Below are 14742 nucleotides of genomic sequence, written 5' to 3'. Positions count from 1 at the left end.
GGGGGAATAAGCAATGAGAAAACAGGAGCTGATATGGCTGGATACGGTAGAAAATCCAGAGGGACAGATGGAATTAATCATAAAATACAGAGGGAGCACAAATGAAGAAAATGCTGCAGTCTTTCTGGAAATCAGAGATAAAAATAATGTCCTTTTGAAAGAAAAAGGTGAGCTCAGACAAGACACTGCCAGGGTGAAAATAGCTGTATTTAAATGCCAGGGAGTACAGTGCTGGACACCTGAAGATCCGGCTTTGTACCAGGTGAATATAGTGCTTGAGTTATCAGATAAGAATAATGAGAAGACCTATATAAGGCATGGACAAAAGCTTGGATTTCGTTCTTTGAAGCGGAAAAATCAGCAGGTTTTTTGGAATCATAAGCCTGTAAAGCTGCTGGGAATCTGTTACCGTGAACCAGATTTTAAGATGGAAAATTGGGAGACGGTTTTGCGTCGTGATCTGGAATTATTTAAGGCAGCACACGTTAATTTTATCCGCAGTATTTACTATCCATTCAGTGAAAAAATGTTGGAGCTGTGTGATGAAATGGGCTTCTGGGTGGAAAATACAGCTCCTTTTTATGAACTGGGACAGACCCCAAAAAACATCAGTGAGCTGCCACATATGCAAAAAGAATTTGAAACAGCAGCAAAAGAATTGCTTGCAAATGGAAGCCATACCAGTGTGCTTCTCTGGTCACTGGGACATGATTGCGCATGGGGAGTAAATTTTGGAATCATTCGTGACCGCATCAGGGAACTGGATGATATTCGCCTGATGACCTTCCATTTGCCAATGTCCATTCCAGAAGAAGAACCACAGATGGATGTATGGCCGGTTCATGATATTGACTGGCGACTTCCTTTTGACAAGACATATGATCAGATGGTGATTTTTCACACACCCGGGGCAGAAAATGAGATTGGATATATGATTGCAGATGCAGACTATCCAGTGCCTGTACTTCACGAGGTCTGGTCACCGGTAGTATGCCATAACCGGGATGAAATTCAAAGAGATCCTGGAATCCGTGATTTCTGGGGAAAAAGTATTCGTACTTTTGTAGAAAAATCAGCTCGGACTCCAGGGTGCCTCGGTGGAGCAGTGCTGGCTGGCGTGGATGAGGACGGCAGCTTTGAAGGGCTGATGGATTATGAATGGGGAATTCTGGACGCGAATCATAATCCGAAGCCAGAATATTATCACTTGAAAAATGCATATGGAGCAGCTTCAAAAGAAGCATATGCGGAGTTGGAAAATGAGAATTCTGTGGTGGAAACAAAGATAAATTGTTTCAGAAGGCAGAATGAAATCCATAATATAAACTGGAAAATTCAGTGGACAGAAGATGCCCTTCACATAGAAAATGACAATATTTTTTATATTTTTTCCAGAAAAAAATGTCTATTAAAGGAAGCTGGGCTTATACAAAAACAAGGAAAAAAAGTACTGATAAAAGGCGGCCCGTTTTTGAATACAGCAGGATTCTTACTTGGGAAATGGATAGGGAGAAGCCTTGAAATTTGTTCTGTGGATGAGGCGGAAAATGTACAGATAAAGATAAGCGGAACCTATGAAAATACCCTTGATATTTGTTTTTATCTTACTCTTTTTCAGAATGGAATACTAGAAACTGCATATGAAGTTCAGAAACTATTCCGCCATATGTCACACCGTGTGAAAGCAGAAATCGGCATTTCAAGTGGTGGCTTAGGAGAGAAGGGTGGAGCTTATTATGTAACAGAACCGGATAGAGTACGAATGGTTTCTCAGGGGTGTAAGGTTCGGTTAGAACCGGCACCTGAATTAACAGAAGGAGCTATTGTAAATAATTTGGATCCGCGAATAAATTATGTAGGTAATTGGATAAAAATGGAAGATTACTGTGGAAATCTTAACGGATCTGAAACATTAAGCAATACAGCAGGAGATTACGCGGAACTGAGTTTTACAGGGACAGGAATCACTGTTTATGGACCATGGGATATTTTATATGGGATGTGTAACGTATATTTGGACGGAGAACTCTGGAAGAAAGATGTGAGTCAGTACCCACCGAAAGTGGATTTTCCGGGAATGAGCAGAGGCTATGAAAAACGCTATAGACAGATACTGGCAGAGGTACATGGACTGGAAGAAAAAAAACATACACTTCGCATAGAGGTAACCGGAACAAAAGAAGCAAAAGCGCAGAATACATACACTTCGATTGATTATGCAGTATTGGAAGGAAGCAGTTATACAGGTGGATTCAAAATGAATATTGCAGTAGACTTTAATTATCCCAGAATGGTACGAGGCTGCGTTCGAAGACCTGATGTAAAGCTGATTCCAGGCGTGCGGGAGTCTTTCAGAATACAAATGCTGTTGGAGGAAGACAAATGAATATGACTATAGATGAATTAAAAAATTATTCTATGCCAAGAGTGATTCCCCTTCCAAAATGGAGTAAAGCGGCAGAAAATTCAGTAATCTGCCTGGATGGAAGCTGGAAAGTAACAGACAAAAAAGATGGTGCAGTACAACAGGTTCAGGTGCCCTTTGACATGGGAATTCTTCACAAAAAGGGATTATCACAGCACTACAGATATGAGAGGGAGATACAGCTTCCAAAGAGAGAGGAACAAAGTCGTATTGTGCTGAAATTTCAGGGGATTAATGGTTTTGCTACAGTCTATGTGGATGGAAAACAGGTGGCATATCATGAAAACGGATTTATTACATGGAATGTGGACATTACGGAGGAAGTATGTGGAAAACAGACGCTTTCACTTGCTATCGATGTGGATGAAGAATCAGATATTGTCAGTGCCTATAGCCATGGCGGGATGCTTCACAGCAGCTGGCTGTATGTATTGCCGGAAGCTTATGTGAACGCACTTTACTTGTCACCATTGTTTGATGAGGACATGGAAACCTGCAGTCTGCGGGTGGATATAGACCTGGCAAATATGCCTGAAAGCATAGATGGGAAGGGGAAAATACGGTCTGCGGAAATGGCTGCCGGGAAGGAAAAAGGTCGGCTTGCTAGTGCTGCTGTATATAAAGCTGAGTTTGCTTTATATGATCCAAACGGTATAAAAACAAAGGAGAAATCTCTGGTTTTAGACAATAAAATAAAAGGCTATTACACCGATCAGCTGTACGTAGCCAACCCGGTTCTCTGGGATGCAGAGCACCCAAGACTATACAGATTTGAACTTATATTATATAAATTAGATTCTATCTCTGGTACCTGGGAACCACTGGAACAGATAAACAAAAAGGTAGGACTTAGAAAGCTGGAACGCAAGGGTAATCGTCTATTTGTAAACCATAACGAGGTGAAATTACGCGGTGTGTGCCGCCATGAAATCAGTCCAAGAAATGGACGTGCATTGACCAATGAGCTGATTGAACAGGATGTAGCATTGTTTAAAGAAGCAAACTGCAACTATATTCGAACCTCCCATTATCCGCCAAGCGAATATTTTCTTGACCAGTGTGATGAGCATGGAATTTATGTGGAGGATGAACTGGCACTGGCATTTATTGCAAGGACATTGCCCTATACACAGCGCGATCCTAAGGAAACAAACCGTTATCTCAGTCATTTTGCAGAAACAATGGCGAGGGATTACAATCATCCTTGCGTAATTATCTGGTCTCTTTGTAATGAGTCCTTTGGAGGTCATAACTTTGATCTTCTTAATCGCTTTGCGCATTTGAAGGATCCTACCAGAATGACAAAATTCAGCTATCCAATGACTATTCGGGAAGAACATGAAATGCCGGATATCTGGAGCATTCATTACTCTGAATATAATGCTGATCTGGCAGGAAAAAAGGACAATTTAAGTGTGGGAGGTGCACCTGGAAAAGATATGCCTGTGCTTCATGACGAATATGTGCATGTAGCCTGCTACAACCGTGAGGAGATGCGAAGAGATCCAAACATCAGAAGCTACTGGGGCGAAAGCATCCGTATTTTCTGGGATAATATCTGGAATACAGAGGGTGCTCTTGGCGGTGCAATCTGGGCTGGAATCGATGAAACGGATCTTTATGATGGTGGGAACGGACAGATGGAATGGGGAATTATTGATGTCTGGAGAAGAAAGAAACCGGAGTTTTACATGACCAGAAAAGCCTATTCTCCAATTAAAGTTATTCACAGCGAAGTAAAGGCTCAGGAGAAAAAGGTTCTGTTGATTATAGAAAATCGGTTCTGTCACACTAATTTAAATGAGGTCAAAGTGAAGTGGAAATGCGGTGATGAAAGCGGTATCTGGAAGCTTCCGGAATGTGCGCCGGGAAAGGTAATTAAGGTTTTACTATCACTGGAAAATGCAGAGGATCAGTCTCCGGTGACACTGAAATTTCTGGACGGAAATGACTGCCAGATAGATGAAATGAAGGTGTTTTCCCGAGATTATGTGGAAGCTCCGCTGTTTGAGTTAAGTGCAGATGAAACAGAAAATATAAAAGCTTTAAAGATTCATAAAGAAAACCAGGAAGTTTTCATAACGGGAAATGATTTTAAGTTTTCTTTCAATGTTAAGACCGGTCTTCTGACCGGCGGCTGGGCAAGGCGGAATAATAAAATTCTGGTTGGCGGTCCAATATTAAATGTACCATACCTGAAGCTTGGAGCCTGGTATATGACCTCTTTTGCGGTGAAAGAAAAACAGAATTTTGTAGAAGTTCGAATTCAGGGCGGATATGAAAAAACGCTATCTATAGAGTGGATAATAGAGATTCAAAATGACGGAACCTTCTACACAACATATGAGATTCTTCACCTGGAAAAGCATCTCCCCAAGCAGATAAAGCTTCGTGTAGGTGTAGATTGCGGCGGGCTGGATGAGCTTGGAATAGCATATATTCTGGATCCATCTGTGGACACTTTATCCTGGAGAAGAAATCTGGATCCAGATCAGGAGGGACGAATTTCTCTTTATCCCACGGACCATATTTCACGAAATCAGGGAACGGCAAAGCGCTTTACCAGATCCAATATCTGGGGTGAAATGCCAGTGACTTCCTGGGGAGAAGACATGCGAGATGATATTCTTTTTGGGCGTTATGATGGAGAATATCATGGAAGTAATGATTTCAAAAGTACCAAAGAGGATATTGCAGAAGCGTATGTTTATAATGAGAACCGAACTAAAATACAGGATGCATTTAATAGGGAAAAAGATGCTGATAAAATCGGAATGCTGAAAATATTCGGTGCCAAAAAGAAGTCCGATCAGAATGAAAGTCGGGAAGTCTCCAAAGCTAATATCCGTTTGGAAGTGCTCGATCCGAAAGAAGAAAAAATTCTGGAATCTGATTCGCGAATTGCCTATACCGGAACCTGGTATCAGGTAACGGATAAGAAGGAAAGTGACCACGGAACGGAGATGTGGAGCAGGGAAAAAGGCGCCGCATTTACCTGTAAATTTCAGGGCACCGGAATCCTATGGTACGGCCCTCAGGATCCTGCGTTTGGTATGGCAGACGTATATATAGACGGGGAAAAGAAAGCATCCCATATCAGCCAGAGAAGTGCCGGAGTTGATTTCTCCTGCTGCTCTGCAGGTTACGATAAGTGCTATCATTTGCCGATTTTTTCTATTAAAGACCTGCCTTATGGAGAGCATACGATTCGTATTGAGGTGTGCGGGGAAAAAGCAGAAGACGCCACGGATTGTTACATAGTTCTGGACTATTTGCGAGTACTTGGAAGGAATCATACAGAGCCCGTTAAGCTGATGATAAACCAGGATTTTTCCTACCCGCATATATCCTGGGGAAATGTGAGAAAGCCCCCGCTTGTTATGAGAGATGGCACCTGTGGCACTGTTAAGATGAAGCTGTGCACAGTCACTAAAACATGCCAGGTTGATAAATAATAGATTATAAAACAGGAGAATACATAAAATGATCGAATTAACAGACCCGAAAATACAGAAGTATCTGACTCCTTACCGTTATGAAAAACCAGTACTTCATGGATCCGGAATTCTTGGTGCATTTGATGAAAAAGCAGTAGATATTCCATTTGTTTTCTGGCATCAGAACAAGTATTATATGTTGTATACAGGCTTCGACGGCAAAGGATATCAGTCAGCCTTAGCAACCAGTGATGATCTTCTTCACTGGGAGCATAAAGGCGTAATTCTCAAACGAAATCTGGATTCCGACCGTTGGGATCGCATTGGCGGTGCAGCCACCTGGATGATTAAAGAAAGTGATGATTTTAATCAGATTCCAAAGCTTGGAAAAGTAGATGGAAAATATTGGATGGTTTATCATTCTTATCCTTCCACAGGCTATGAAAATGGCCCCGCTGAAATTGGTCTGGCGTGGACAGAAGACGAAGAGCTGCTGGACTGGCACTTTCCGGATAAGCCTTGCTTCTCCTGGAAAGACGGTGCCGACTGGGAAGCAGGCGGACTCTATAAAGCCTGCATTATCCGCAATAATGACATTTGGTACATGTTTTATAATGCAAAAGACAAAGAAGAACGCTGGACGGAACAGACAGGTGTTGCAACCTCAAAGGATCTTCTTCACTGGGAAAGATATGAAGGAAATCCAGTGATGAAGGTAAACCGGGAATCCTGGGATGAGCGCTTTGTATCTGATCCATATATTGTGAAGGATGGGGATATTTGGGTAAATTTTTACTTTGGCTATGGCAAGATTTATGAGGATGGACACAGTCACGCCCAGGAAGGACTGGCCCTGTCTGCTGATCTCCTTCACTGGGAAAAAGTAAGGGAACCAATCCTCTCTTTTGGCCCGGAGGGAACTTATTACAGCGGTCATGTTCATAAGGCATCTATTGTAAAAAAAGATGACACATTGTATCACTTTTACTGTGCAACCTGCCCTTGGAAAGAGGGAGATCCAACTAGTGCATACGGTGAATACAGAACCATATGCGTAGCAGCAAATAAGAAATTTTGACCTGATTCTGACAAAAATAATCGCACATAAACGAACCAATATTATGATACAAAAGAAACAGGAGATCGTATGAAACATTTACAAGCTTTGCTTCAGGGAAAGTGTACCAGCCACATTTTGCCATTCCTTTGGATGAAAGGGGAAGATAATGAAACAATCGGAAAAGAGCTGGATAAAATAGAGAAATGCGGTATCCGTGAGGTGTGTCTGGAATCCAGACCACATCCGGATTTCTGTGGTCCTAAGTGGTGGGAAAATCTGGATTTTATTTGTGCAGAAGCTGAAAAAAGAGGGCTTCGTCTCTGGATTCTGGATGACAAAAAGTTTCCAACCGGATATGCTAACGGCGGATTTGAAAAGCACCCGGAAAAGTCAAAGCTGTACCTTGGAGAGCAACATATGGACATTATGGGTCCCTGCCGCAGCGGTGCAGTCCTGGTGGAAAATTTTATTCCTTCAGATGGAAGACTACTGGGAATTCTGGCAGTACCAAAGCCAGATGGACAGACCTTGGCAGTAAGAGGAAGCGACATTTTGGATCTTACAGATACCATGGAAAACGGTTTTGTGTACTTTGATCTTCCGGAAGGAGCTTATCGCCTTTTTATCTTATTTACCACCAGAACCGGGGGCGGAAGAGATCATTATATGAATCTGATCGATTCCTCATCTGTCAAGGTATTGTTGGATGAAGTTTATGAAAAGCATTACGCTCGCTACAGTAAATATTTCGGAAATGTGATTGCTGGCTTCTTCTCTGATGAGCCAGAGCTTGGCAACGTAAAAGGCTATCCCTTTGACAACATGTTAGGCCAGAAAGATATCAGATTGCCTTGGAGCGATGAGCTGGAAAGAAAACTAACAGAGACCTGGAAAGAGGAATTTCTCACCAATCTTCCTGCATTGTGGTACGATTCTGAAGAAAAAACCACAAAGGTTCGTACAGAATATATGGATGCAATGACCCATTTGGTACATACCTGCTTCAGCGGTCAGATTGGAAGCTGGTGTCAGGTACATGGTGTAGAATATATCGGACATATTATTGAAGATGACAATGCACATGCACGGATGGGCTGCAGCATCGGACATTATTTCAGGGAAATGGAAGGACAGCATATGGCTGGCATTGATGTTGTTCATCATCAGATTGTACCGGGATTTACACAACCGGTTCATCAATGGATTGCAGGAGACCGCGACGGCGAATTTTTCCATTTCGGACTGGCCAAATTAGGAAGCTCGGCAGCTCATATTCAGAAAAACAAAAAAGACCGTGCGCTGTGTGAAATCTTCGGAAACTATGGATGGGCAGAAGGTAATTCCTTTATGAAATGGCTGACTAACCATATGCTTGTAAGAGGAATTAATGAGTTCACGCCACATGCTTTTTCCATGAAATATCCAGATCCTGATTGTCCGCCGCATTTTTATGCAGGCGGTAATAATCCGGGATTTGAGTGTTTCACCTGGCTCATGCAATACATGAACAGGAGTGCCCATTTTCTCAGCAGTGGAACCCATCTGGCAGATGCGGCAATCCTTTATCACGGAGAAAGCGAGTGGTGCGGCGAAGCAATGTACTTCCAGAAACCAGGCCGTGCCCTTATGGAAAAACAGCTGGATTATGATGTGATTCCGGCAGATATTTTTGCAGAAGCTATTGTAGAAAATGGAGTTCTGAAGATTCTGGACAAGACCTACGCAAGTCTGATTATTCCATATGTGCAGTGTTTGGATGAGCGTGTAGTACAGTTTATAGAAGCCAATCAGAAAAATAAATTAAAGGTTTACATAATTGATAAATTGCCTGAAAAAACTACCAAAGGAACAGAACTGCCAGAAGTATTTTCTAAGTGGGTGGAAATTGTAACATTAGATAATCTGGCCCAAAAAGCTGTGGCAGAAAGTGAAAAGCATAGGATGCGTAAACTTGCAGTTACAGATAACGGTCAGGGAACAATTTCCGAAAACCTTCAGGATCTTCGTATGATCGTGAACCAGACAGAGGAAGGGCTTTGCGCAATGCTATTTAACGAAAGCGTGTTCAGAAGAGCTGATTTTGCTTTGCTTGTACAGGCTGAAAAATTGGATGGACTGACCCTTTATGATTCCTGGTTTAATCGCGCTAAAAGCTTTGATTTGAAGTCTTATCCGGCACAGGCTGAAGGATATGCGTATCAGATTCCGGGAAGTCTGGAGCCTGGAGAGAGCTGCTTTTTGTGCCTGGAATCAATAGAGCATATTAAAGAAGAAGGACAAAAAATTGAGCCTGATATACTTTGTCTTGAGAAACAGACTACCCTCTATATTCCGTGGAAAGTAACAACCAAAGAAGGAAAAACTCTGCAGCTAAAAGCAGATAAAGAGCTTCCAAACATGAACGGAAGGGGCTATTTCCCTGCTTATACGGGAAGCTACCTATATACAGGAAGCTTCACCTGGAAGAAGAACGAAGGAGAGCATTATAGCTTGAAATTCCCGGAAGCGGCGGATTGCCTGAGAGTGAAATTAAACGGAGAAGATGTGGGCTATTTGGCTGGCTTCCCTGCGAAAGTGGAGGTTACAGATGCACTTCTGGACGGTGAAAATCATCTTGAAATAAAAGTGGATACTACTCTTGTCTGGAAGTTGAAAGATGGTGCATCCACTCATTTGCAGATACCTGCGACCGGAATTACAGAAGCACCGGTGATAGAGACGTATATGCGATATTAATTAGATGAGTTTGAAATGCTGTTAAACTTGAAGTTTGCGGAACATGAGAATGCTGTAAATTACAGAAACAATATGAGAGGAAAATTAAGATGAAGAAAGCAGACAGAATATATTATGGCGGAGATTATAATCCTGACCAGTGGGATGATCAGACAATAGATGAGGATATGCGTTTGTTTAAAAAAGCTGGAATTAATTTATTAACTCTTCCAGTTTTTTCATGGGCAAAGCTTGAGCCAGACGAGGGTGTTTATAATTTCGAATGGTTGGACCGAATCATTGATAAAATTTGGGAAAACGGTATTCATGTATGCCTTGCTACTCCAACTACTGCACAACCGGCCTGGCTGTCCACCAGATATCCAGAAGTACTTCCTGTTGATATTGCAGGAAGAAAAAGAACTCATGGAATGCGCGTGTTCTTCTGCGTAAACAGCTTGAAATATCGAGAAAGAGCAGCTGCAATTGCAGAGCAAATGGCTATGCGTTACGCCCATCATCCAGCACTTGCGATGTGGCATGTTTCCAATGAATATGGAACCTATTGTTACTGTCCGACCTGTCAGGCAAAGTTTCGTGTATGGTTAAGAAAACGTTATGGAACAGTGGATGAACTGAATAAAAGATGGCACACCACGTTCTGGGGAAGAATTGTCAGTAGCTTTGAAGAAGTAACACTACCTACAGAATTAAATGATGATTATCGGTTTAATCCGGCAATTCAGTTAGACTATATGCGCTTTGTAACAGATTCAACAGCGGAATGTTTCCAGAATGAATATGATATTCTGAAAAAATATAATCCGGAGATTCCTATTCAGACAAATATGTCCGGTTTTATCAAGAAATTAGATCAATTTACCATGACTAAGAAATTGGACATAGTAGGATGGGATAACTATCCGTGGCCAGATGATCCGGCGTATTTCGTGGCAATGAAGCATGATATTATGCGAGGCTTAAAAGGAGGCCAGTCTTTTGTTCTAACAGAGCAGTCTCCAAATCAGCAGAACTGGCAGCCTTATAATCTGCTAAAACGTCCTGGTGAAGTGAGAAGATTATCCTATCAGGCAATGGCGCATGGAGCAGATACCTGCCTGTTTTTCCAGATGAGACAGTCTGTTGCCGGACAGGAAAAATTCCACGGGGCAATTATTAGCCATTCAGGAAGAGAGGATACAAGAGTTTTCAGGGAATCAAGTGTATTGGGAGCTGAGCTAGCGCATATAGGAGATACTTTTTTGAATGGAAGGACACCTGCAAGGGTAGGAATCCTTTTTGACTGGAACAACTGGTGGGCATTGGAACTTTCCAGCGGTCCGTCTAAGGATATGGATTATCTAAAAACAGTTTCTCTTTATTATGAAACCCTGTATCGACAGAATATCGGAGTAGATTTTCTGCCATTTGAGGCAGAGCTGGAGAAATATGATCTCGTTATAGCACCTATGATTTATATGGAAAAAAATAATATTGGCGAAAAGTTAAATGCATATGTGAAAAATGGCGGAACTCTGGTTACTACAGTTATGTCTGGACTTGCAGATGAAAATGACCGTTGCGTATTCGGTGCTTATCCAGGAAAATTAAAGGACATGCTTGGAATCTGGGTAGAAGAAACGGACGCTCTTCGCCCGTATGAACAGAATCATATGAAAATCGAAAAGGCGGATATGGTTTCAAGAGAAGAATATTCCTGTGACTTTTTGTGTGATATTATTCATCCAGAAGGTGGTGCGGAAGTTCTTGCAACCTATGAAGATGACTTTTATGCAGGAATTCCATGCGTGACCTGCAATACTTTCGGAAAAGGAAAAGCTTACTATATTGGAACTCAGCCAGAACAGAAATTTCTGGAAGAACTGATGGAAAAAATTTGTAAAGACTGCAATATCGAAAGCGTATATTCCGCAGATGAAGGTGTGGAGCTGACAGTCAGAAAATCCGATAAAGGTAGAATTGTTTTTGTGATTAATCATAACAGTAAAGAGGCAGAAGTTGATTTTGGAACAGATAAACTGAAAAGCCTTATTGATGAGCGGAAATTTACCGGGAAGAATACGATTCAGCCAGGAGACGTATTTGTAACCATAGTTGAGGAATAGTTTGGAAGAAAATGGAGAAGTGTTGAAATGGAAAAGAATATTTTATTTCCCAAGTTAAATGGTTTCGTCCATGGTGGAGACTATAATCCGGAACAGTGGCTGGATCGTCCTGACATTCTGGAAGAAGATATCAGAATGATGAAAAAAGCAGGTGTGAACTGTGTTACACTTGGCGTTTTTTCCTGGTCCGTATATGAGCCTAGGGAAGGCGAATTTCACTTCGAGTGGCTGAAAAAAATTATGGACAGTTTATATGAAAACGGCATTTATACGATCCTTGCCACACCATCCGGCGCAAGACCTGCATGGTTGGATAAAAAGTATCCGGAAGCAATGCGAGTTGGAAAAAACGGCCAGCGAAATCATCATGGGGTGCGTCACAATCACTGCATGTCCTCACCGGAATATCGCAAAAAAACAGCACTTATGGACAAACTGCTGGCTGAAAAATTCGGACAGCATCCTGGTCTTATTATGTGGCATGTTTCCAATGAGTTAGGCGGAGAGTGCTATTGTCCTCTGTGCGTAGAGCGTTTTCAGAAGTATCTGAGCGAGCAGTTTGATCATGAAATCGACAAATTAAATCAGGCATGGTGGACAACCTTCTGGAGTCATCGTTACAATGATTTTGATCAGATTGAGCCGCCATTTGCAAATGGTGAAGGCAGTATTATGGGGCTGAACCTGGAGTGGAAACGATTTACTACCTGGAATATGAATGATTTTATGAATTCTGAAATTCAAGTCCTCAAAGAGATTACCCCGGATATCCCTGTGACAGCAAATTTTATGATGCTTTACAATGGTCTTGATTACCGAAAAATGGCACCGTTTCTGGATGTGATCTCCTGGGACAGCTATCCACAATACAACAATGATTATGAAAGCTTGTATGAAACTATGACAGAAAATGGGTTTCATCACGCAGTGATGCGCGGGTTGAAAAAGGACAAGCCCTTTATGCTGATGGAAAGTGCACCTGGGCTGGTAAACTGGCATCCGTATAATAAAGTAAAAAGACCTGGCGTTCACAAGCTTGCGTGTATGCAGGCAATTGCCTGTGGTTCCGATACTGCTCAGTATTTTCAGTGGAGAAAAGGCCGCGGCTCCTTTGAGCAGTATCATGGAGCTGTTGTAGATCACCTTGGAAAGGATGATACCAGAATTTTCAGGGAGGTGGCAGAGGTTGGTGCTTTGCTCAAAAAAATTGCCCCTGCAGCAGGAACACTGGTAAAAGCAAAAACAGCTCTGTTATTTGACTGGGACAACCGTTGGGCAATCCAGGATGTAAAAGCATTAAGTGAAAACACAAAAAATTATGAAAAAACCTGCATTGGAATCTGGAAAGAATTTCAGAAGCTGGGAGTAGAAATGGATGTGGTTAGTTCCAATGATGATCTTAGTGATTATAAAGTAGTTGTAGCACCTATGCTTTATCTTCTCCAGTCGGGAACCGCAGAAAACCTGCAGAAATTTGTGAAAAACGGCGGTCAGCTTCTAGCCACTTATTTTACCGGATATGTGGATAAAGATACCTTGTGTTATCTTGGCGGTTTTCCAGGAGACGGACTGGCAGAGTTGTTCGGAGTGATTAGTGAGGAAATTGACACCTTATATCCCTCTGATAGAAACAGCTTGTGTTTTCTTGATGGAAAAAAATGGACTGTATATGATTACGCAGAAATCTTACGGGTTCAGGATGCACAGATCCTGGCTTCCTATGGAACTGATTTCTATGAGGGAAGTGCCGCATTAACTGTAAAAGAATGGGAAAGCGATACTCATACCGGAGAAAATGGTCGTGCCTATTACATAGCAGCAAGAGTTGCGCCTGAAGAAATGGGAAGTCTGTTTGAAACAATGCTTGCTAATGCCGGAATTGCAGTTAAGGATCTTCCGGGAGAAGTGGAATACCATCAACGTCAGGGAGAAGACACTACCTATGAATTCTATCTGAATCATGGCAAAGAAAAATCGCTGATAAAGAATGTAACAGGTAGGAATTTGCTCACAGGAGAAGATATTAACGAAACATTATCGCTAGCTGCTTATGATGTGGCAGTGATTTGTAAACAGTCATAACAATAATAAATGTGACACTAAATAAAGAAATTGGACTTGACGATGACTGCTTTGTAATCGTAAAATTTTTGTATAGATTACAAAAAAAGATGGTATGAATTTATAGGCTTTAATGGGTATAATTTACAAGTGAAAATAGAAAATTCAAAAATCGGAAGGGTTTGAAGATTGTTAAAACAGAAAAAGAAGGAGACATTTGAAATGAAATTAGGAATTGTTTATACTAGCACAACACCAGAACTTATTGAGTGTGTAAACGAAGAAATCAGAAAAAATCTTGGAGATACCCCGGAAATTCTCAACTATCAGGATCCGTCTATTCTTGCAGAGGTAAGAGAGCATGGTTATGTAACTGCAGGTGCAGCAGCTCGCCTTGTGGGAATGTACATGCAGGCTGTTTCTGACGGGGCAGATGCAATTTTAAACTGCTGCTCTTCTGTTGGAGAAGTTGCAGATGCCGCACAGAATATTGGACGCTACACAGGCATCCCGATTGTTCGTATTGATGAGGAAATGTGCCGTGAAGCAGCTCGCCTTGGCAAGAGAGTAGGCGTACTCGCAACTCTTCCTACTACCCTGGAGCCTACCAAGAATACAGTCTCCCGTGTTGCAAGAGAAATGAACAGCCATGTAGAACTGGTTGATGGACTTGTAGATGCATTCGGCGCAGACCAGGATAAATTTAAAGCTCTTCTTTGTGCAAAGGCAGAAGAAATCGCAGATCAGGTAGATGTGATTCTTTTGGCTCAGGGATCTATGGCATATGCAGAAGATGCAATTCATGAGAAAATTGGCAAACCTGTACTTTCCAGCCCACGTTTTGGTGCACAGGCACTTGCAGCTGCATTGAAGGCTAAAGGATTATAAGATTAATCATATAGAGAACAAAACTGCACA

At 41.9% G+C, this 14742-nt stretch carries 7 protein-coding genes; all 7 read left to right on the top strand.

The genetic code is table 11. The features are described 5' to 3' along the window. Positions 1–13: 13 nt before the first annotated feature. Entirely contained in the window at positions 14–2386 is a 2373-nt protein-coding gene (locus AB5706_RS10565; RefSeq protein ID WP_173734806.1) for a glycoside hydrolase family 2 TIM barrel-domain containing protein, read from the top strand. Continuing rightward, complete coding sequence (locus AB5706_RS10560) at positions 2383–5880, top strand: glycoside hydrolase family 2 protein (protein WP_270430537.1); 3498 nt, start codon at positions 2383–2385, stop codon at positions 5878–5880. The genes AB5706_RS10565 and AB5706_RS10560 overlap by 4 nt, the downstream gene beginning before the upstream one ends. 28 nt (positions 5881–5908) lie before the next feature. Next, entirely contained in the window at positions 5909–6940 is a 1032-nt protein-coding gene (locus AB5706_RS10555) for a glycoside hydrolase family protein (RefSeq protein WP_148461467.1), read from the top strand. A gap of 69 nt (positions 6941–7009) precedes the next feature. Continuing rightward, the gene (locus tag AB5706_RS10550; protein ID WP_368366067.1) at positions 7010–9658 is read left to right on the top strand and encodes a hypothetical protein; all 2649 of its coding nucleotides are present in this window, start codon (positions 7010–7012) and stop codon (positions 9656–9658) included. A gap of 89 nt (positions 9659–9747) precedes the next feature. Next, positions 9748–11763 (top strand): beta-galactosidase, encoded by a 2016-nt coding sequence (locus AB5706_RS10545; protein WP_148461469.1) that lies wholly within the window; start codon positions 9748–9750, stop codon positions 11761–11763. A 27-nt stretch (positions 11764–11790) separates the two neighbouring features. Continuing rightward, on the top strand, positions 11791–13845 hold the full coding sequence (locus AB5706_RS10540; RefSeq protein ID WP_148461470.1) for a beta-galactosidase: 2055 nt from the start codon (positions 11791–11793) through the stop codon (positions 13843–13845). Between the two features lie 201 nt (positions 13846–14046). Next, positions 14047–14712, top strand: coding sequence for an aspartate/glutamate racemase family protein (locus tag AB5706_RS10535; RefSeq protein ID WP_117849481.1), 666 nt, complete (start codon positions 14047–14049; stop codon positions 14710–14712). The last annotated feature ends 30 nt before the right edge of the window (positions 14713–14742 follow it).

Source organism: Ruminococcus sp. RTP21484sp1_RTP21277st1_D2_RTP21277_210401 (assembly GCF_040924225.1).
Taxonomy (GTDB): domain Bacteria; phylum Bacillota; class Clostridia; order Lachnospirales; family Lachnospiraceae; genus Blautia_A; species Blautia_A faecis.
Note: the sequence above shows the minus strand (reverse complement) of the source record. Positions and strands in the feature narration are given on the sequence as shown.